This is a genomic window from Kitasatospora sp. NPDC003701 (genome assembly GCF_053587085.1).
The window spans coordinates 75,651-94,455 of sequence record NZ_JBSFNM010000035.1 but is presented as its reverse complement, the minus strand read 5'-3'; the positions used below and the strand labels follow the sequence as shown (position 1 = coordinate 94,455).

Sequence of the window (18,805 nt, the reverse complement as noted above, 5' to 3'; positions counted from 1 at the left end):
GAACGTCTGACGCCCAGACTCCCTCCGCGAAACCGACCTTTCCGCACGAATCGCGCGCGTACCAGTCGGCCATGGTGCCACCGGCCCGCGAGGATCGTCCTCAGGTGCGGGCGGACGTCTGCTGCTCGGCCCAGCCCGCCAGCTCCTCGCGCCCGATCTTCGCGTTGTGCCGGATGTCGACCGGGAAGCCCGGGTGCCGCAGGAACTCCTGCAGCCCCGCCGTCAGCGGCCGGCCGGCGCCGAGCCGGCGCAGCTCGGTCAGCAGCTCCTGCCACTGCTCCTCGCCGACTCCGGGCTCGGTCTCCACGCACACCACCGGGCGCTGGGCGCCGGGGGCCCCGATGCCGACCAGTGCGCTGCGCCGGACCAGCGGGTGCGCGTTGAAGACCCCCTCGCACCGGACGGTGTGCAGGTCGCCCTCGGCGGTGCGGACCCGCTGGGCCCGGCGCCCGCAGAACCAGAGGCGCCCGGCGTCGTCCAGGTAGCCGAGGTCACCGGTGCGGTGCCAGCTCCGCTCGGGGCCCGCCGCGGGCCGCTCGCGGATCTTGTACTGGGCGTTGGCGTCGGCGGTGGCGTGGTAGCGCGGGCTGACCACGTCCCCCGACACCACGATCTCGCCGATCTCCCCGGGCGCGACCGCGAGGCCGGCCTCCCAGTCCGGCAGCGGGCCGTCGCTGACCCGCACGATCCGGACGTCCGTCCCGTCGACCGGCCGGCCGACGCAGGTGCCGTCGCCCAGCGCGCCGCGGGCCGCCGTCTCGCCGAGGATCTCGGCCGACTCGATCGAGGAGATCGGCATCGCCTCGGTGGCGCCGTAGGCGACGTGGATCCCGGTCCGCTCGTCCAGCACCCGGCGCAGCGAGGCCACCAGGTCCGGCGGGACGGGCGCGCCGGCGGACACCACGCTGCGCAGGGCGGGCAGCGGGGTGCGCTCCCGCTCCAGGTGCGCCGCGAGGACGCGGAACAGCGCCGGGGAGCCGAACACGGTGGACACCCCGAACCGGGTCAGGGCCGCCGTCAGCAGCTCCGGGTCCGCCTGCGCCACCTTGGCCGGAGCGATCGGCGCCAGCACCATGGTGGAGCCGTAGATCAGGTCGAACAGCCCCCAGATCGGGACGGTGACCAGCGAGACGTCCTCGCGGTCGCGCCCGTGCGCGGCGTGCATCTGCCGGGCCGTCGCGGTGGCCATCCGGTGGACGCTCTCGACGCCCTTGGCCGCCCCGGTGCTGCCGGTGGTGAACGCGATCATCATCAGGTCGTCGCCGGTCACCGGCCCGGCCGGCGCCGAGCCGGAGCCGCCGAGCAGCCCGTCCAGGGTGTGCCCGCCCCAGAACCAGCGCCGCCCCAGCGTCACCTTGATCCGCACGGTCGAGAAGGTGCGGCGGCCGAGCACCCGGACGGCGTGCGCGACCGAGGGGCCGACGAAGGCCTCCGCGCCCACCGCGCGGTAGCAGTTGAGCATGCGCTTGATGCCCATGCCCGGGTCCACCACCACCGGCACGGCGCCGATCCGCAGCAGGGCGAAGACCAGGATGTACAGATCCGGTCCGGGCTTGGGCATCAGGATGGTCCGCATGCCCGAGGTGATCCCGATCCGGCTGAAACCGGCCGCCAACTCCTCGACCCGGCCCTGTAGTTCGCCGTAGCTGAGCTCGCGGTAGCGGATCCCGCCGTCCGCCTCGCGGCCGTCCGGATGGATGATCGCGGTCTTCTCGGGGGAGGTGCGGGCGTGCCGCTCCAGGTAGTCGGCGAGGCCCGCCTCGGCCTCGAAGGGGTGCCGGGGGGAGGCGGCCATCATCGGGCCGCCCGTCCGGCGGCGGGTGCCGGGCCGGCGGGTTCGGCACCCGGGGGTACGGCCTCGACTCGGCTGCGGTGCCTGGCAGTCATCACGTGTTCTCACTCCTCGGGGTCCACACGAAGGCGCGCCTCCCCGTGGCGCCGCCCTGACACGTCGCGCCGGGCGGCCCCCGGTGCCCTGGGTCACGGCCAGCGGCACCCGGTGCCGGTGGGACTCGGACGACAGGAGTGACGCTACCGGCCGGGCGATCACCGTGGTCGAGAACCGTCGAAAAAGGGTCGTGCGCGTTCCACCCGTTCCACCCGGGCGGCCCGTTCCACCCGTTCCACCCCGCGCGGGCGGTGGCTGCCCGGCCACTGCGCGGCCCGCGGCCGGGGTGGCACCGAGTGCTGAGACGAGACGTTCCGTCTTGACGAGTGGATCCGAAGCGGGCGATAGTGGAGGCATTGAACGAGACGGAACGTCTCGTCTCCAACGAGGGGAGTACCGCCCATGCGCACCTCAGCCGGAAGCACCGACCGGGTCTGGTTCATCACGGGCGCCAGCCGGGGCCTCGGCCGCGCCTTCGCGGACGCGGCACTGGCCGCGGGCGACCGGGTCGCGGTGGCCGCGCGCAGCACCGGGCCGCTGGAGCGGCTGGCGGCCGCGCACCCCGGGCGGGTGCTGCCCCTCGGGCTGGACGTGACCGACCGGGATGCCGTCTTCGCGGCCGTCGCCGCGGCCGTCGGCCACTTCGGCCGGCTCGACATCGTCGTCAACAACGCCGGGATGCTGTCGATGGGCATGGTCGAGGAGTTCGGCGAGGCCGAGGCCAGGGCCCAGCTGGACGTCAACTTCTTCGGGGCGCTCTGGGTGAGTCAGGCGGTGCTGCCCACGCTGCGCGAGCAGGGCTCCGGGCACCTCGTGCAGATCTCCAGCATCGCCGCCCTCGGCGGCTTCCCGAGCACCGGGCTCTACAGCGCGAGCAAGTTCGCCCTGGAGGGCCTGAGCGAGGCGCTCGCCCTGGAGGCGGCCGGCTTCGGGGTGAAGGTGAGCATGGTCCAGCCCGGCGGCTACTGGACCGACCTCTACACCGCGATGCACAGCACCGGCACCCTGGACGCCTACGACCCGCTCCGGGCCGAGCTGGTGAAGCGGTTCGCGGAGGGCTCGGTCGACAGCGATCCGAAGCTGGCCGCCGAGGCGCTGCTCAAGCTCGTCGACAGCGACGAGCCGCCGCTGCGCCTGCTCCTGGGGAGCATGGTCTACGACCTGGCGTTCGACATCGCGCGGACCCGGATGGACACCTGGGCCCGCTGGGAGGGCGTCAGCCGCGCGGCGGAGCACGCGGTGCCCGCCCCCGGGGCGCCGGCGGACGCCGACCGGTGAGCGCTCGCCCGGACCGGCCGGCGTCAGGCGTCGGTCGGCAGGGCCGGCGTGAGCCGGCGCGGCGGCGCGTTGCGCGGCTGGGCGGGGAGCGGGAGGCCGAGCGCGTCGGCGGTGTCGGCGGGCAGGCCGAACGCGGCGTCGACCTCGGCGGGGAGGTCCCGCAGGCCGAGCAGACCGGCGCCGAGCCGGGCGGTGGCGCGGTGCCAGTCGGCCGAGCGCTGGAGCAGGGCGTGGCCGCTGCCGATCACCGAGTACCCGCAGACCCGGGCCCCGGCCGCGCGGCTGCGGGCGGCGAAGGCACGGGTGTCGGCCGGGCCGGTGACCTTGTCGCGGTCGCCGTGCAGCATCAGGACGTCCCGGCCGGCGAGCTGCTCGCACGGGTCCTCCGCCGGGCACCACGGCGCCAGCGCGATCACGCCGGTGACGTTCGGGTGTCCCGCCGCGCGCAGTGCCGCCCGCCCGCCCATCGAGTGGCCGACCAGCAGGGTCGGGACGTGGCCCAGCTCCTCGGCCAGGTCGCCGAGCGCGGCCCGGGTGTCCCGGGCGGCGTCGGCGCGCTCGCCGTTCCAGCCCCGGTGGCGGTAGCGGACGGTGCCGATCGCGACCCCGGCCCCGGCCGTCTCCCGGCGCAGGGCCCGGACGAAGCCGTACATCCGCAGGCCGGGCAGGTTGAGCGGGCCGGGCCGGTTGCGGCTGTGCTCCTGGCCGCCGTGCAGCACCAGCACCGCGGCCACCGGGCGCTCGGGCAGCTCCCGCCAGACCAGCGCCCGGTGTCCGGCCGCGCCGCTCTCGCGACCCGTCCGGACCGTGCTCCCCGTGTCGCCGCTCACCCTGAACCGTCCCGCCCCGCCGTCCGTCCGTTGGACCGCCACTGTACGCGCAGCCCGACCGGCGGCGGGCCCGTCCCGGGGGATCGCTCCGGCCGGGCGGCACCGCCCGCCCTCAGGGCGTGAGGAGGCCCTGCTCACGCACCAGCCAGCAGATCGCGGTCAGCCGGTGCACCGCGAAGTCGTACCCCACCGGCTCCCGCCAGCCGATCTCGGTGAGCGCGTCGAGGAACCCCTGCGCGTACTCCGACAGCTCCGCGCGCTCCAGGGTGCGGGGCAGCAGTTCCGGCCCCTGCGCGTAGAGCAGCTCGCGCAGCTGGGCGACGTGCTGGTCGACCGCGGCGACGAAGCCGGGCTCGAAGGCGAACTCGGCCAGCCGAGGCGTGAAGGCGGCGACGATCCCGGGCAGCGGGCAGCCGGCCGGCTGGTCGGGGGAGCCCCGGTGGGACTCGTCGGGCGTGGCGAACATCCGTCCAACGGTAGGCGAGCGGACCGGGAGGGGCGGCCGCGCGGGCTGAGACCTTGGCCACCCCGCCGACCGCCGGCGGCGCCGGCACCCCGCCGGCCGCGCCGGGTGCCGCCCCGCCGGCCGGCCGAAACCGCGGATCGCCCGGAAGCACGGGGTGGTCTGTACCAGAATGGACCGCATGGATCTTCGAATCTTCACCGAGCCCCAGCAGGGCGCGAGCTACGACACGCTGCTCCGGGTGGCGCGGACCGCCGAGGAGCTCGGCGCCTTCAGCGCCTTCTTCCGCTCCGACCACTACCTCAAGATGGGCGGCGTGGACGGCCTGCCCGGCCCCACCGACGCCTGGATCACGCTGGCCGGCCTCGCCCGCGACACCAGCACCATCCGCCTGGGCACCCTGATGACCGCCGCCACCTTCCGGCTGCCCGGGGTGCTCGCCATCCAGGTCGCCCAGGTCGACGCGATGAGCGGCGGCCGGGTGGAGTTCGGCCTCGGCGCCGGCTGGTACGAGGAGGAGCACGCCGCCTACGGCATCCCCTTCCCGAAGGAGAAGTTCGGGCGGCTGGAGGAGCAGCTGGCCATCATCACCGGGCTCTGGAGCACCAAGCTCGGCGACACCTTCGACTTCGCGGGCGAGTACTACCGGCTGACCGAGTCGCCGGCGCTGCCCAAGCCCGCCCAGCAGAAGATCCCGGTGCTGGTCGGCGGCAAGGGCCCGACCCGGACCCCGGCGCTGGCCGCCCGCTTCGCCGACGAGTTCAACCTGCCGTTCACCTCGGTCGAGGAGAGCGCCGCCCAGTTCGGCCGGGTCCGGGCCGCCGTGGAGCGGGCCGGCCGCCGGGCCGACGAGCTGGTGTACTCCAACGCCCTGGTCGCCTGCGTGGGCCGGGACGACGCCGAGGTGGCCCGCCGGGCCGCCGCGATCGGCCGCGACGTGGACGAGCTGAAGGCCAACGGCCTGGCCGGCACGCCCGACGAGGTGGTGGCGGCGATCGGCCGCTACGCCGCCGTCGGCACCGAGCGCGTCTACCTCCAGATCCTCGACCTGGACGACCTCGACCACCTGGAGCTGATCGCCTCGCGGGTCGCCCCGCAGCTGGGCTGACCGGGCCCGCGACCGCCCGCCGGGCCGGCACCGCCCACCCGCGCCACCGGGGGAGGGGCGGCGGCCCGGCGGCTCCGCGCCGGTGCGGGCGTGCCCGTGCGAAGGTGCCGGTACGAATGAGCCGGACCGCGTGCGTCTTCCGACGGGCGTGGTGCGTGGGCGTTGTGCGGGAGGCGTCGGACCGGTGTGAAAGGGCTCGGCCGTACCGGCGCTGACCACTAGTCTTTACTCTCTCTTGAAGGGGGAAGGCTCCTTCGGGAGGCGGAGGCCGGGGAGTCGGGGTCGCGGAGTCAGGGGGAGTGCCGGTGGTTGAGGTCGGGGTGTCCGGGGCCAAGGTGCCCGTGCCGAGATCGGCGTGCGCCGCCGAGGCCCGCCCGGCCGCGGCGGTGCTGCGCCCGCGCGGCCTGCACGACCTGCGCCGGGGGCCCGGCGGGCCGGCGCGCGCCGGGGCGGGCTCCGCGGGCCTGCCGACCCAGGCGCTGCACTACCGGGCCGACGATCTGCTGATCGTCTCGGGCCTGCCGGGGAGCGGCAAGAGCACCCTGATGCGCCGGTGCATCCGCGCCCCGCTGATCGACTCCCAGCAGGTGCGGGAGGAGTACGCGACCCGGCTGCCCGGGTGGCTGCCCTACTTCGTCTACCGCCCGCTGGTGCGGGCCACGCACTACCGGCGGCTGCGCCGCGCCGTGCTGGCCGGCGGCCCGCTCGCGGTGCACGACTGCGGCACGCTGCCCTGGGTGCGGCACTGGCTGGGCCGGGCGGCCGCGCGGCAGGGGCGGCGGGTGCACCTGATCCTGCTGGACGCCAGTGCGGACGAGGCCCGGGACGGCCAGCACGCCCGGGGGCAGCGCGTCTCCGCGTACGCCTTCGCCCGGCACCGGGAGTCCGCCCGCCGGCTGCGCGGGAGCCTGGCGGGCACCGGGGAGCCGCCGGCGGGCTGTGCGTCGGCGGTGGTACTCGACCGGGCCGGTGCGCGCGCCGTGCGGGAGATCGTCTTCGTGGCGTCGTAGTCTCGGCGAGGCGGTGCGGGGCCGCCGACCCGACCCGTTCGGGCGCCCTTCGGGGTGCGCCGGGCGGACGGAGCGTCAACTTCAGGACAACTCGGGGGAAGCACTCCGATTGCGCGGCACCGGAAATGCTCCACCTGTGACCGGTGTCACTCGACCGGGCTTCCGGATTATGTCCGATATGTCGTCAGAACTTTCAGGCCGGAACAGACCTGACGCGTACACGCGGCCCTGCGTAGCCTAGGCTCGGCGGCCCCCCTCCGCCGCCCCCCCACAACTCCCCCTCAGGAGCGCAGATGCGTCGTTCTGCCCGCGTGCCCTCGCGTGTCCCCCGCAGATTCCTCAGCGCCGCAGCCCTTGTCGCAGCCCTCGGGCTCACCCAGTTCGCCGCCCCCTCGGCGTTCTCCACCGCCGCCGCGCAGGCGCCCGCTCCGGTCGCCGCCCCGTGCGTCGGCGGCGAGAGCGGGCAGAGCCAGGACGCCGGGGCCCGCAAGCCCGCCGGCAGCCCGGGCGGCCAGGAGCCGAACGCCGTCTCCGAGGCCCAGGCCGCGGCCATGGACGCGGACCTCACCGCCCGCGTCGCCCAACTGGCCCACTCCTCCCAGGGCAGCACGCTGCTCGCCCCCGGCGCGCAGGCCGCCACCACGACCGTCCCGGTGTACGTGCACGTCGTCCACGCCGGATCGACGGGCAAGCTCAGCGCGACGGACATCAGCCGGCAGATCTCCGTCCTCAACGCCGCCTACGGCGGCCAGGGCGCGGGCAACACCGCCAGCCAGTTCCAGTTCCAGCTGGTCGGCACCGACTACACCGACAACTCGACCTGGTACAACGGCATCACCCCGGGCTCCTCGGCGGAGCGGTCGATGAAGACCTCGCTGCGCAAGGGCGGCGCCAACGCCCTCAACCTCTACACCGCCAAGCTCGGCCAGTCGCTGCTCGGCTGGGCGACGTTCCCCAGCTCCTACCGGTCGAACCCGAGCGACGACGGCGTGGTCATCCTCGACAGCTCGTTCCCCGGCGGCTCGGCGGCGAACTACAACGAGGGCGACACCGCGACCCACGAGGTCGGCCACTGGCTCGGGCTCTACCACACCTTCCAGGGCGGCTGCAGCGGCCAGGGCGACTACGTCACGGACACCCCGGCCGAGAAGAGCGCCGCCTACCAGTGCCCGGCGGGCCGTGACACCTGCACGGCCACGGGTGTCGACCCGATCCACAACTTCATGGACTACACCTACGACTCCTGCATGACGCAGTTCACCCCCGGTCAGGTCGCCAGGATGTCCAACTCCTGGGCCGCCTACCGGGCCTGACGGCCCCGGCCGTCCGACAACCCTGGCGGGTGCGTGGGTGATGGGGCCCGCGCACCCGCCAGTACCAGTTCCGGCGCCCCCGGCCGGCCGGGAGCCCGGCGACCCGGCGACGGCGCGGCTTCTTCGGCAGCGGGCCGGACTTGCACAGGGTTCGAAAGCGTTCGATGCGCCCGGCGTGGCAATTGGCGGCCGTATGTCCCTGTTGATCTATGTTTGGGGGGTCAGCGGCAGGTGACGCCGAGGTAGTCGAGCAAGGAGCAGCGGCATGGCCAACAGCGTGACCCCCCGGATCGTCGTCGGCGTGGACGGCTCGCCCGCCTCGGAGCGGGCGCTGCGCTGGGCGGTCGACTACGCCGGGCTGGTCGGCGGCCGCGTCCAGGCGATCGCCGCCTGGGAGTACCCGGCCTTCTACGGCTGGGCCGGACTCGCCGTGCCCCCGCCCGAGGGCTTCAACCCCGAGGAACTGGCCGGGCGGACGCTCTCCGAGACGGTCGCCAAGGTCGTCGGGGACGACGCGGGCGTCCGGATCACCGAGGCCGTGATGCCCGGGAACGCCGCGCAGGCCCTGCTGGAGGCGGCCCGCGGCGCCTCGCTGCTGGTGGTCGGCAGCCGGGGCCTCGGCGGATTCTCCGGCGCCCTGCTCGGCTCCGTCAGCCGTCACCTCACCGAGCACGCCCCCTGCCCGGTCGTCGTGGTGCGCGAGCAGCAGGCAGCGCCCGCCGCCGCCTGACGGACCGCGGCGGTCGGCCGACCGCCGCGCCCCCCAGGGCCGGTGGAGCAGGCCCGGAAGGTCGTCGAAGGAAATGGCCCCCGGGCGCCCCGGCGTCCGGTCGGAGAAGGTGAATCGAGGAAGTGGACATGTCGCAGCGCCAGTCCGGCACGGTGAAGTGGTTCAACGCCGAGAAGGGGTACGGCTTCATCACCCCCGAGAGCGGGCCCGATCTCTTCGTCCACTTCAGGGCGATCCAGGGCGAAGGCTTCAAGAGCCTCGAGGAGGGCCAGCGGGTGACCTTCGTCGCGGTGCAGGGCGAGAAGGGCATGCAGGCCGACGAGGTCGTCGTGGCGGACTGAGCCGACCGCGCACGCGCCGCGGAGGTCCGGGCCGGCCGCGCTCGCGCCCCGGGGCCGCCCTCCGGGGGAGGATGGAGCCATGCCAGAAGGTGACTCCGTCCACCGGGTGGCGGCCCGGCTGCACGAGGCGCTCGCCGACCGGGTGCTGACCACCGCCGACCTGCGGGTCCCCGCGCACGCCACCGCCGACCTCACCGGCCGGCGGGTGCTGGAGGTCGCCGCGCGCGGCAAGCACCTGCTCACCCGGCTCGACGGCGGCCTCACCCTGCACACCCATCTGCGGATGGACGGCCGCTGGGAGGTCTACCGCCCCGGCGAGCGATGGGCCGGCGGGCCGGCCTGGCAGATCCGGGCCGTCCTCGGCACCGAGCACGGCACGGCGGTCGGCTACCGGCTGCCCGTCGTCGAACTGCTGCGCACCGCCGACGAGCAGCGCGTCGTCGGCCACCTCGGCCCCGATCTGCTCGGCCCCGACTGGGATCCGGCCGAGGCCCTCCGCCGGCTCCTCGCCGATCCCGGCCGGCCGCTCGCCGAGGCGCTCCTCGACCAGCGCAACCTGGCCGGCATCGGCAACGTCTACGCCAACGAGCTCTGCTTCCTCGCCGGTCTCACCCCGTGGACGGCGGTCGGCGAACTGCCGCGCCCCGAACGGCTGGTGGAGCGCGCCCGGCAGCTCCTCGACGCCAACCGGCTGCGCCCCGGGCACATCACCACCGGTGACACCCGGCCCGGCCGCCGGCACTGGGTCTACGGCCGGGCCGGGCAGCCGTGCCGGCGCTGCGGCGCCCTGGTCCGGACGGCGACCCTGGGCACCCCGCCGCAGGAGCGGGTGGCGTTCTGGTGCCCGTACTGCCAGCGTGGGCCGGCCCCCGAGGCGGGCCCCGCTAGGGGCGCTCGACCAGGGCCGGGTGGCGCGGGTCGTCGACCCGGACGGTGAGGTCGGCCGCCTCGGTGGGGACGGTCTCGGTCTCGTAGCGGGCGAAGGCGGGCAGCGTCCACCGCTCCCCGGGCGGGGTGCGGCGGGCCAGCGCGGCCGGGGTGAGCGCCAGGTGGACGGTCAGCTCCAGCGGCAGCCACCGGCCGAGCAGGAGCGCGCCGTCCAGCAGCAGCACGCCGCCGGCCGGGAGCGGGGTGTACGGCGCGCGGGTCGCGCGGTCGGTGGCCGGGTCGCGCAGGGACGGCAGGACGAGGCCGGTGCCGCCGGGCTCCAGCGGGTCCAGCACCTCGCGCAGCAGGGCGCCGTCGTCCAGCCAGAGGTCGTGGTAGGCGTCCGGGTCCTGCTTGCCGTACTCCAGCCGGACCGAGGCCGGACGGAGGAAGGCCCCGGCCGACACCCGCAGGGTCGGGCGGCCGCGCACCCGCAGCGGCTCCACCAGCGCGTCCGCGAGCGCGTCCGGCCGGGCGGCCGGCGGGCCGTCCACGGCGACCCGCAGCCACCGCTCGCCGGCCCCGGGCAGGGCGGTGATGCGGTCGGCGAGGCGCTCGGCGAGCCGGTCGGGCGAGATCGGGTGTACCTGCACCCCGCCATCCTGCCCCGGCGCGGAGGGCGGGGCGGGGCCGGGGTCTCAGCTCAGCGGGAGCGCGTGCAGGACGTCGTCGTGGCCGGCGTAGAGGCGGGAGGGGTCGTTGGAGAGCGACCAGACGTCGACGCCGGGGCCGGAGTCCCGGAACGTCCAGCGCTCCTCGCCGGTGGCGGCGTCCAGGGCGCGGACGCCCGCGGCGGCCGGGCCGGGCACGTAGAGGGCCGGTCCGGCGAGCAGCGGGCGGCTGCGGCGGTCCAGCCGGAACGGCAGCCGGTGCTCCCAGAGCCGGGCGCCGGTGGCCACGTCGTGCGCGGTGACCAGGCCGTTGTCGCGGCACAGGTAGAGCCGGGTGCCGTCGCTGACCGGCGGCAGGAGCCGCCACTCGTCGGCCGGTCCCGGGGTGATCGACCAGTGCGGGGTGCCGTCGGCGAGCCGCAGCGCCCGCAGCCCGGCCGGGCCCTCGGCGGCGTAGACGTGCGCCGCGTCGGCGACGGCCCAGGTCTGGCCCACCTCGGCGGGCACCGCCCAGAGCCGCGTGCCGGTGGCGCCGTCCAGCAGGGCCAGGTGGGTGCCGTCGGTCGAGCTGTCGAACACCGGGAGCCGGCCGCCGGCCGAGACGAGCGGGGTGAACGGCCGTTCCCCGCCGAGCGCCGCGCGGCTCCAGAGCACCCGGCGGTCCGGGACGTTCACGGCGAACAGCCGGTCGCCGCCGGTGTACGGCCGGGGCAGGACCTCGCCGTACACGAGGTCGCCGTCGCAGCCGAACAGCGTGATGGTGCCGTTGCCCGACTCCTCCGGCAGCGGCAGGCTCCACTCCGCGGCCGGATCGGTGAGGTGGTGGCTGTCGACGTGGCCGTTCGAGGAGGTGAACACCCGGTCGGTGCCGACGACCACGCGGACGCCCGGCTGCTCCACGTCGTCGGGCCAGCCCTTGTCCGCGGCGAACGTCAGCATCCGCAGCGGCTTGCCGCTGGCCGGATCGAGCACCTGGAGCCCCTCGCGGGAGAGGAAGACCGGAACGCCGGGGCGCCCGATCAGCCGTTCGGGCGTCATCGGCTCCCGGCTCCGGTACGTCCAGAGCGGCTCCGGCCCGGCGAGCCGGGTGGGCAGGGGTCGGGGCGGGGCCGGGGCCGGCCCGTCGCCCGGGCGGGCGAACGCCCAGACCGCGGCGCCCGCCGCCAGCACCCCGGCGCCGGCCAGCAACCGCCGCCGCGTCGGCCGCGGTCCGCCGTCCTGCTCGGCACCGCCGCTCAGCACATCGGCCGGCGCGGCCGACCGGTCGTCCGTCTCGTCCCACTGCCAGGCGCCGCCACCCTGGTCGGACGCCGTCGGTCGGGCACGGTCGGACGGTGCCGGCTGCATGGATGTACTCGCTTCCCCCGGGGCAGCCGATGCGCTGCGCTGTCCGACGGAGGATACCGAAGCCCGTTCGGACGGTTCGCAGGCGGCCGGTCGTGGCGGCCGGGCCTCAGCGGCCATGGTCGGCCAGGTCGGCGAGCACCTGGGCGTGGCAGAGGAGGGGGACGCACCAGCAGCCGAGCCGGCGCCCGCGCAGGGCCGGCACCAGGGCGAGCAGGTCGGGCCGGCCCAGCAGGTGGGCGCGGTAGTCGACCAGCATCCGCTCCCGGGTCAGGGTGGGCCCGGGCCGGTAGGGGCAGTGCAGCGGGGACTCGTCGAGGTGCCAGCCCCCGCGGTGCACGGCGCGGCCGACGTAGACCACATCGGCGTAGGCGGGGTCGTCGCGGTGGCCCTTGAGGTTGACCACGGTGGTGCGGCCCCGGTCGTTCGGCATGGTGACCATGGTGGCGCGGCCGGGCCCGGTCGGCACGCCGGCCCGGCCGGGCTCGCCTTGACAGTCTCTTGACCCGGGCGTAGCAAGGGAAGATGCGCCAGGGTGTGCCGGCGGACCGGCCCGGTCCGCACGTGACCGGCGGTACTCGGGCGGTGCGACCCGACGCGCGCCGTCCCCGGGAGCGCGATGCCGTGGCCGGGGCGGTGCACGAGCGGGACGCGCTGCTCGCGACCGCCGTCCGCAGGGTGCTCGCCGAGACCGACGCGTACGGCGGGATGGTCTACCTGCGGGCCCGGGACCGCCGCTCGCTGGTGCTCTGCACCATCGCGGGCGTGCCGCTGTCGATCATCACGCCGTTCCGGCGGGTCGCGGCGGCCGGGCCGATGCCGGTGGCGGTCAGCTTCCGGTCGGGCCGCACGATCGCGCTCGCCGACACCGAGGACACCATGCGGCGCTTCCCGCAGCTCGCCGTCGGCATGCCGTACGACTTCGCCTCCGCCTGCGTGCCCGTGAAGTCGGGCGAGGAGACGTACGGGGTGATGAGCGTGCTCTGGGCCGCCTCGGACGAGGGGGTGCCGCGCGGCGCGCAGCGGCACCTGCGGGTGGTCGCCGACGGGCTGGCGGCCGAGTTGGCGGTCCTGGACGCGCAGGGGCGCCTGATCGAACCCAACGGCGAGACCGCCGTGGTCGAGCTGGCGGCGGCCTCCCCGCCGACCACCCGGGTCGGCCTGTTCGACTGGAACCTGGCCACCGGGGCGCTCTCCGTCGACGAGCAGTTCTGCGAGATCTTCGGGCTGTCGCCCGCCGAGTTCGACGGCCGGGCCGCCACCCTGACCACCCGGATCGCCCCCGGCGACCTGCCCGAGTTCCGGGCCGCCGCCCGCGCCGCGCTGGACCACGGCCGGGTGCTGGCGGCCCGCGTCCGGGTGCTCGACCACGAGGGCCACCCCTATCCGGTCGAACTCTGGGGCCGCGTCCCCGAGGGCAGCGGGCCGGACGGCCGCGCCCACCTGGTCGGCGCCGTGCTGGACACCCGCACCGGCACCGCCGCCGCGGCCGCCGTCGAGCGGCTGCGCGACGGCGTCTTCTCGCTCGACCCGGACGGCCGCATCACCTACGCCAACCGCAGCGTCGAGCTGCTGCTGCACGCCCGCCGGGAGGACCTGGTCGGCCACCACCCGTGGGACGTGCTGCCCTGGCTCTCCGACCCGGTCTACGAGAACCGCTACCGCGCCGCGATGGTCTCCCAGCAGCCCACTGCCTTCCTCGCCGCCCGCCCGCCGGACGGCTGGCTGGCGTTCTCCCTCTACCCGGACACCCACGGCGTCACCGGCCGGGTGGTGGCCGCCGAGCCGCCCGCCGGCGCGGCCGAGGCACCGGCCGAACCCCCGCCCGGCACCCGGACCAACGTCGGGGCGATGTACCACCTGCTGCAGCTCGCCAGCGCGCTCAGCGAGGCCGTCACCGTCCGGGAGGTCTGCCAGGCCGTCGCCGAGCAGATCCTGCCGGCCTTCGGCGGCCAGGAGCTCGCCATCTACACCGTCCGTGACAAGCGCCTCCACCTGGTCTCCCAGACCGGCTACCCGGACGGCTTCCTGGACCGCTTCGAGGGCACCCCGATCGGCGCCCGCGTGCCCGGCGCCGAGGCGCTCAGCTCCGGTACGCCGATCTTCTTCGAGTCCGTCCACGACCTCGCCGCCGCCTACCCCGGCATCGCCCTGGACGAGATGCGCGCCTGGGCGTTCCTGCCGCTGATCGCCTCCGGCCACCCGGTCGGCAGCTGCATCATCGGCTTCGACGAGTCCCGCGCGTTCACCGTCGAGGAACGCGGGCTGCTCACCGCGCTCGGCGGCTTCATCGCCCAGGCGCTGGAGCGGGCCCGGCTCTACGACGCCGAGTTCGCCCTCGCCCGCGGCCTCCAGCAGGCCCTGCTGCCGCACCGGCTGCCGCACCTGGAGAACGTCCGGATCACCGCCCGGTACCTGCCCGGCACCCAGGGGATGGAGATCGGCGGCGACTGGTACGACGCCATCGTCACCGGCCAGGACCTCAACCTGGTCATCGGCGACGTCGAGGGCCACAGCGTCGGGGCCGCCGCCACCATGGGCCAGCTGCGCAGCGCGGTGCGGGCCTTCGCCGCCAGCGGACACCCGCCGGACGAGGTGCTGACGCGCACCAACCAGCTGCTGCTCGACCTCGACCCCGGGCTGCTCGCCAGCTGCTGCCTGATCCGGCTCACCCCCGCCGACGGCACCGCCCGGATCGCCCGGGCCGGCCACCTCCCGCCGGTGCTGCGCCACCCCGACGGGAGCACCGAGGCGCTCTACGTGGCGGGCGGGCCGCTGCTCGGCGTCGACCACCGGGCCGAGTACCCGGTCAGCGAGTTCCGGATGGCCCCGGGCTCCTTGCTCGCGCTCTACACGGACGGGCTGGTCGAGGACCCGGCGGTGGAGATCGACCAGGGCGTGGACCGGCTGCGGGTCGCCCTCACCGGCGCCGCCGGGGAGCCCGGCGAGGAGGAGGACGGCCTGGAGCGGCTGGCGGAGCGGGTGCTGCACGAGGTCGGCTCCACCCACCGGGTGGACGACGTGGCGCTGATGCTCACCGCCTACGGGTGAGACGCCGCGGGTGCGGCGCCCCCGGCACCGCCGCGGGCGAGGCGCCTTCGCACCCGTGCGCCCGGTGGCGGGGAAGCGACTTTCGTCGGGGCGCGGAGCGACGAACGGCGGCGTCGCCCGGGGCGCCGCTTCGTTAGCCTCGCCGGGTGGACGCGATAGCGAAGGCCTGGTCGAGGGCAGTACGAACGGCGCTGCGAACGGCGCTGCGAACGGCGCTGCCCGGGCCCTGGCGGTTCTGGACGGTGGTGCGGGAGGCCGGTGGCGCGCTGCTGCTGGGCGCGCTGGCGATCCTGATCGACGTGGCCTCCCAGGAGTGCCTCTGGCCGGTCACCGGGCTCGCGACGGCCGTGCTGTTCCTGCTCCGGCGCGGTCTGCCCTCGACCGTGCTGTTGCTCGCCGCCGTCGCCGCCGGGTGGGGCGCCGGGCCGCTGCCGCTGCTGGCCTTCGCGGGCTGGTCGGCCGGCGCCCGGGTGAAGCGGGTCGGCGTGCTGGCCGGCTCGTTCGCCGGCGCCTTCCTGCTGATGACGGTCACCGGCGCGCTGAAGGACGCCGGGTCGGCGCCGGTGAAGCTGATGATCGGGTTCTCGCTGGGCGGCTTCCTGCTGCTCGCCGTGCTGCCCGCGCTCTGGGGCCGCTACCGCGCCCAGCGCCGGGCACTGCTGGACGCGATGCGCGAGCGCAACGAGCAGTTGCTGCGCGAGCGCACCATGGTGGCGCACCAGGCCCGGCTGCGTGAGCGGCACCGGATAGCCCAGGACATGCACGACAGTCTGGGCCACCAGCTCGCCCTGATCTCCGTGCACTCCGGCGCGCTGGAGGTCGACCGCACCCTGACCGGCCGGCAGCGGGAGGCGGTCGGCGTGCTGCGGCTGGCCGCCGTCACCGCGATGCGCGAGCTGCGCGAGGTGGTCGGGGTGCTGCACGACGAGTCGACCGCCGCGGCGCCCGCGCCGGTCGGCGGACCGGCCGGCGGCGGTGCGCGGACCGGTGGCCTGGAGGGCATCGGGAAGCTGGTGGAGTCCTCCCGGGCGGCCGGGACACCGGTCTCCTTCGGGGAGGACGGCGAGCGCCGGCCGCCGGCCGCCAACGTCGGCCACGCCGCGTACCGGATCGTCCAGGAGGCGCTCACCAACGCGCACAAGCACGCCCCCGGCGCGCCCATCACCGTCGCGCTGCGCTACGAGCCGGACGCGCTGGTGGTGGAGGTGGCCAACCCGCCGGCGCCGGTGCCGGTCGGGGTGGCGGCGGGCGCCGGACCGGCGCCGGTCAGCGGCGGCCAGGGGCTGACCGGGCTGCGCGAGCGGGCCCGGCTGGTCGGCGGGATGGTGCACGCCGGGCCGACCGTCGAGGCGGGGTTCCGGATCGCCGCCGTCCTGCCGTACGAGGGGGCCGGCGGCGATCCGGCCGCCCCGGGCGCCGGCGGCGAGGAGGAGTCCTGGGTGCTGGACACGCTGCCGCCGGTCGACGGCGGGCCCGGCGTCCGGCGGCGGCGCAGCCCGGCGATCGGCTGCGCGGTCGGCGGGGTGGTGGTGCTGCTCACCGTGCTGGGGCTGCTGGTGTGGGGTGTGGTGGCCTTCATCGGCGCCGCCAACGACGCGACCGTGGAGCGCTCGCTCTACGACTCGATCCAGGAGGGCACGCCGGAGGCCGAGGTGGTCAGCCGCCTGCCGGTCGGCAACGGGTTCTTCACCAAGGACTACGAGGGCAGCGGCCCGACCCCGCCGGAGGGGTCGTCCTGCCGCTACTTCCTCTCCGGGGACACCACCGGCGCGGGGCGTGAGGACGCCGTGGCCCGGTTCTGCTTCAAGGACGGCGTGCTGGTGGAGAAGCAGCACTACCTGGGGAGGTTCTGAGGCCTCGGGGCCGAGCGGGTGACGGGGCCGGTCCGCGAGGTGTGAGGATGGTGCCGAGCAGTGCCATCCGCACCACCCCGAGGGGATGACCAGCAGTGATCCGAGTCCTCGTCGCCGACGACGAGCCGCTCATCCGCGCCGGGATCAGGATGATCCTGTCCTCCGCCGACGACATCGACGTGGTCGCCGAGGCCGCCGACGGCCGGCAGGCCCTGGACCTCGCGCTGGCCCACCGGGTCGACGTCGTCCTGCTGGACATCCAGATGCCGGTGATGGACGGGCTGACCGCGCTCGGCGAGCTGCGCCGGGTGGTGCCCGGCGCGCGGGCGCTGATCCTCACCACCTTCGGGGAGCGCGACAACGTCCTGCGCGCCGTGGCCGAGGGCGGCGCCGGGTTCCTGCTCAAGGACACCGCGCCCGCCGAGCTGATCCAGGCCGTCCGGGCCGCCGCCACCGGGCACGCCTTCCTCTCGCCCGCCGCCACCCGGCACATCGTCGACTCGCTGGCCGGTGCCCGCAGCGGCCCGGCCGCGGCCCGGGGGACGGCGGCCCGGCAGCGGCTGGAGGTGCTGACCGCGCGCGAGCTGGAGGTGCTGGCGCTGCTGGGGGAGGGCCTGTCCAACGCGGACGCGGGCGCCCGGATCCACATGAGCGAGGCGACGGTGAAGACGTACGTCAGCCGGATCCTGGCCAAGCTGGGCTGCGAGAACCGGGTGCAGGCGGCGCTGCTGGCGCGCGACGCGGGGCTGGGCGGCGGGATCTGACCCGCCCCGGCGCCACCGGCCGGGCAGCTTCGGCCTCGGCCGGTCGGCGGGTGGGTCGGTGGGTGGGGCGGCGGGCGGCTCAGTGGGTGGCTGGGCGGGTGGCTCGGCGGGCGGCTCAGCGGGTGGCGATCCGCAGGGCGAGGCGGGTGTTGGAGTGCGCGACGCCCGCCTCGTGCTTCAGCCGGCGCAGCAGCTGGTCGAGCCCGGCGGCGTCGGCCACCCGGGCGCGCAGCAGGTAGTCGTACTCGCCGGTGACGTGGGCGGTCTCGGTGACGCCGGGCAGCCGCAGGGCCGTGGTCTCGAAGGTGTCGCTGTCCGTCTCCGGCCGCAGCCGGACGTCGACGAAGACGGTCAGGCCCGGGCGGGTGGTGTCGGCGGCCGGGTCGACCAGGGCGGTGAAGCCCCGGATCACGCCGGTCCGGACCAGTCGGCGGACCCGGTCGGCCGTCGCATTGGCGCTCAGGCCCACCCGGGCGCCGAGGTCGCGGTAGGAGATCCGCGCGTCCGCGCGCAGCTCGCCGATGATGTCACTGTCGAGGGCATCCATACCGCGATTGTCGCGGCCGATGCCCGATTCCCGCCGCCGTTGTCGCGGTGGCTGCGCCACGGTGGCCGGTATGACAGAGGTGACAGGGATCGGCACCGCGGCGGCGGCGCTGGCGGGAATCGGCGCGGGGCTGGGCGTGGCGGTGCCGCTGGGGGCGGTCGGGGTGCTGCTGCTGGAGGAGGGGCGGCGCGGGCGCTCGGCCGCGGTGAGTGCGGCGTGCGCGGTGGCGTTCGTGGACGCGGCGTACGCGGCGCTCGCCACGGCGCTCGGCTCCCGATTGGCGTCGACCGGGGGAGGGTGGGAGGCCTGGGCCCGGGCGGGTTCGGCCGTGGTGCTGACGGCGGTGGCGGTCCGCGGGCTGCTCGGACTGCGCCGGCCGCCGGCCACCCCGTCCGGCGCCGCCGTACTGGGCGGTCCGGGCCCGGTGGGCGGTCCGGGCCGGGCCTTTCTGCGGTTCACCGCGCTCACGGCGGTGAACCCGACGACCGCGCTCTACTTCGCCGCGTTGGTCACCGGCGGTGGCGGCCCCCGGAGCGCCCCGGCCGGGGCGGCCTTCGTGGTGGGCGTGCTGGCGGCCTCGCTGCTCTGGCAGCAACTGCTGGCGGCGGTGGGCGTCTCGGTGGGTGCGCGGCTCTCGGCGCGGGCGCGCAGGCTCAGCTACTGCGTCGGCTACGGACTGGTCGTGTGCTACGCAGTGCGCACGGCATGGCCACGCTGAGTGATGGGTGTGGGCGATGCCACGACGGC

18 protein-coding genes are annotated in these 18,805 nt (G+C 75.9%); 11 read left to right on the top strand and 7 right to left on the bottom strand.

Annotated features, from left to right (window positions below; translation table 11 throughout):
* Positions 1–100 precede the first annotated feature (100 nt).
* Positions 101–1,798 (bottom strand): fatty acid CoA ligase family protein, encoded by a 1,698-nt coding sequence (locus tag ACWDRR_RS28140; RefSeq protein ID WP_449775041.1) that lies wholly within the window; start codon positions 1,796–1,798, stop codon positions 101–103.
* A gap of 492 nt (positions 1,799–2,290) precedes the next feature.
* Between ACWDRR_RS28140 and ACWDRR_RS28135 the strand changes: the two genes are divergently transcribed.
* Entirely contained in the window at positions 2,291–3,166 is an 876-nt protein-coding gene (locus tag ACWDRR_RS28135; RefSeq protein ID WP_449775040.1) for an SDR family NAD(P)-dependent oxidoreductase, read from the top strand.
* A gap of 23 nt (positions 3,167–3,189) precedes the next feature.
* On the opposite strand, the gene ACWDRR_RS28130 is transcribed toward ACWDRR_RS28135, so the two are convergent.
* The gene (locus ACWDRR_RS28130; RefSeq protein ID WP_449775039.1) at positions 3,190–3,996 is read right to left on the bottom strand and encodes an alpha/beta hydrolase; all 807 of its coding nucleotides are present in this window, start codon (positions 3,994–3,996) and stop codon (positions 3,190–3,192) included.
* Between the two features lie 112 nt (positions 3,997–4,108).
* Entirely contained in the window at positions 4,109–4,462 is a 354-nt protein-coding gene (locus ACWDRR_RS28125) for a DUF6401 family natural product biosynthesis protein (protein ID WP_449775038.1), read from the bottom strand.
* Positions 4,463–4,640: 178 nt separating this feature from the next.
* On the opposite strand from ACWDRR_RS28125, the gene ACWDRR_RS28120 reads away from it, so the two are divergent.
* The 6 genes from ACWDRR_RS28120 (at position 4,641) to ACWDRR_RS28095 (ending at position 9,898) form a co-directional block, all read left to right on the top strand.
* Positions 4,641–5,567: an LLM class F420-dependent oxidoreductase gene (locus tag ACWDRR_RS28120; protein ID WP_449775037.1), complete on the top strand. Its 927-nt coding sequence runs from the start codon at positions 4,641–4,643 to the stop codon at positions 5,565–5,567.
* 341 nt (positions 5,568–5,908) lie between these two features.
* Positions 5,909–6,577, top strand: coding sequence for an AAA family ATPase (locus ACWDRR_RS28115; RefSeq protein ID WP_449775036.1), 669 nt, complete (start codon positions 5,909–5,911; stop codon positions 6,575–6,577).
* Between the two features lie 293 nt (positions 6,578–6,870).
* The gene (locus ACWDRR_RS28110) at positions 6,871–7,890 is read left to right on the top strand and encodes a zinc metalloprotease (RefSeq protein WP_449775035.1); all 1,020 of its coding nucleotides are present in this window, start codon (positions 6,871–6,873) and stop codon (positions 7,888–7,890) included.
* A gap of 265 nt (positions 7,891–8,155) precedes the next feature.
* Positions 8,156–8,620 carry a universal stress protein gene (locus ACWDRR_RS28105; RefSeq protein WP_449775034.1) on the top strand — a complete coding sequence of 155 codons (465 nt, stop codon included), beginning with the start codon at positions 8,156–8,158 and terminating at the stop codon, positions 8,618–8,620.
* Between the two features lie 128 nt (positions 8,621–8,748).
* Positions 8,749–8,961, top strand: a complete 213-nt coding sequence (locus ACWDRR_RS28100) for a cold-shock protein (RefSeq protein ID WP_449775033.1) — start codon at positions 8,749–8,751, stop codon at positions 8,959–8,961.
* Positions 8,962–9,040: 79 nt separating this feature from the next.
* A complete protein-coding gene (locus ACWDRR_RS28095) occupies positions 9,041–9,898 on the top strand; it encodes a DNA-formamidopyrimidine glycosylase family protein (RefSeq protein ID WP_449775032.1) in 858 nt (285 codons plus the stop codon).
* On the opposite strand, the gene ACWDRR_RS28090 is transcribed toward ACWDRR_RS28095, so the two are convergent.
* The 3 genes from ACWDRR_RS28090 to ACWDRR_RS28080 all read right to left on the bottom strand — a co-directional run bounded on the left by ACWDRR_RS28090 (position 9,846) and on the right by ACWDRR_RS28080 (position 12,276).
* The gene (locus ACWDRR_RS28090; protein WP_449775031.1) at positions 9,846–10,481 is read right to left on the bottom strand and encodes a uridine kinase; all 636 of its coding nucleotides are present in this window, start codon (positions 10,479–10,481) and stop codon (positions 9,846–9,848) included. The two genes, ACWDRR_RS28095 and ACWDRR_RS28090, sit on opposite strands and share 53 nt — an antisense overlap.
* A 45-nt stretch (positions 10,482–10,526) precedes the next feature.
* Positions 10,527–11,846 (bottom strand): outer membrane protein assembly factor BamB family protein, encoded by a 1,320-nt coding sequence (locus tag ACWDRR_RS28085; RefSeq protein WP_449775030.1) that lies wholly within the window; start codon positions 11,844–11,846, stop codon positions 10,527–10,529.
* Positions 11,847–11,952: 106 nt separating this feature from the next.
* Positions 11,953–12,276 (bottom strand): DUF4326 domain-containing protein, encoded by a 324-nt coding sequence (locus tag ACWDRR_RS28080; RefSeq protein WP_449775029.1) that lies wholly within the window; start codon positions 12,274–12,276, stop codon positions 11,953–11,955.
* A gap of 191 nt (positions 12,277–12,467) precedes the next feature.
* Between ACWDRR_RS28080 and ACWDRR_RS28075 the strand changes: the two genes are divergently transcribed.
* The 3 genes from ACWDRR_RS28075 to ACWDRR_RS28065 all read left to right on the top strand — a co-directional run bounded on the left by ACWDRR_RS28075 (position 12,468) and on the right by ACWDRR_RS28065 (position 17,511).
* Positions 12,468–14,894, top strand: a complete 2,427-nt coding sequence (locus ACWDRR_RS28075; protein WP_449775028.1) for a SpoIIE family protein phosphatase — start codon at positions 12,468–12,470, stop codon at positions 14,892–14,894.
* 146 nt (positions 14,895–15,040) lie between these two features.
* On the top strand, positions 15,041–16,747 hold the full coding sequence (locus ACWDRR_RS28070; protein ID WP_449775027.1) for a sensor histidine kinase: 1,707 nt from the start codon (positions 15,041–15,043) through the stop codon (positions 16,745–16,747).
* Positions 16,748–16,842: 95 nt separating this feature from the next.
* A complete protein-coding gene (locus ACWDRR_RS28065) occupies positions 16,843–17,511 on the top strand; it encodes a response regulator (protein WP_449775026.1) in 669 nt (222 codons plus the stop codon).
* A 115-nt stretch (positions 17,512–17,626) separates the two neighbouring features.
* Here the strand turns inward: ACWDRR_RS28065 and ACWDRR_RS28060 are convergent, their stop codons facing one another.
* Positions 17,627–18,058 (bottom strand): Lrp/AsnC family transcriptional regulator, encoded by a 432-nt coding sequence (locus tag ACWDRR_RS28060; RefSeq protein WP_449775025.1) that lies wholly within the window; start codon positions 18,056–18,058, stop codon positions 17,627–17,629.
* Between the two features lie 70 nt (positions 18,059–18,128).
* On the opposite strand from ACWDRR_RS28060, the gene ACWDRR_RS28055 reads away from it, so the two are divergent.
* The gene (locus tag ACWDRR_RS28055) at positions 18,129–18,776 is read left to right on the top strand and encodes a LysE family transporter (protein ID WP_449775024.1); all 648 of its coding nucleotides are present in this window, start codon (positions 18,129–18,131) and stop codon (positions 18,774–18,776) included.
* Positions 18,777–18,805: the final 29 nt, after the last annotated feature.

What these genes read in the sequence shown, in the direction of transcription:
- ACWDRR_RS28140 (WP_449775041.1), bottom strand. Translation starts at nt 1,798, where the DNA reads ATGATGGCCGCCTCCCCCCGGCACCCCTTCGAGGCCGAGGCGGGCCTC.
- ACWDRR_RS28135 (WP_449775040.1), top strand. Translation starts at nt 2,291, where the DNA reads ATGCGCACCTCAGCCGGAAGCACCGACCGGGTCTGGTTCATCACGGGC.
- ACWDRR_RS28125 (WP_449775038.1), bottom strand. Translation starts at nt 4,462, where the DNA reads ATGTTCGCCACGCCCGACGAGTCCCACCGGGGCTCCCCCGACCAGCCG.
- ACWDRR_RS28120 (WP_449775037.1), top strand. Translation starts at nt 4,641, where the DNA reads ATGGATCTTCGAATCTTCACCGAGCCCCAGCAGGGCGCGAGCTACGAC.
- ACWDRR_RS28110 (WP_449775035.1), top strand. Translation starts at nt 6,871, where the DNA reads ATGCGTCGTTCTGCCCGCGTGCCCTCGCGTGTCCCCCGCAGATTCCTC.
- ACWDRR_RS28105 (WP_449775034.1), top strand. Translation starts at nt 8,156, where the DNA reads ATGGCCAACAGCGTGACCCCCCGGATCGTCGTCGGCGTGGACGGCTCG.
- ACWDRR_RS28100 (WP_449775033.1), top strand. Translation starts at nt 8,749, where the DNA reads ATGTCGCAGCGCCAGTCCGGCACGGTGAAGTGGTTCAACGCCGAGAAG.
- ACWDRR_RS28095 (WP_449775032.1), top strand. Translation starts at nt 9,041, where the DNA reads ATGCCAGAAGGTGACTCCGTCCACCGGGTGGCGGCCCGGCTGCACGAG.
- ACWDRR_RS28085 (WP_449775030.1), bottom strand. Translation starts at nt 11,846, where the DNA reads ATGCAGCCGGCACCGTCCGACCGTGCCCGACCGACGGCGTCCGACCAG.
- ACWDRR_RS28080 (WP_449775029.1), bottom strand. Translation starts at nt 12,276, where the DNA reads ATGCCGAACGACCGGGGCCGCACCACCGTGGTCAACCTCAAGGGCCAC.
- ACWDRR_RS28060 (WP_449775025.1), bottom strand. Translation starts at nt 18,058, where the DNA reads ATGGATGCCCTCGACAGTGACATCATCGGCGAGCTGCGCGCGGACGCG.
- ACWDRR_RS28055 (WP_449775024.1), top strand. Translation starts at nt 18,129, where the DNA reads ATGACAGAGGTGACAGGGATCGGCACCGCGGCGGCGGCGCTGGCGGGA.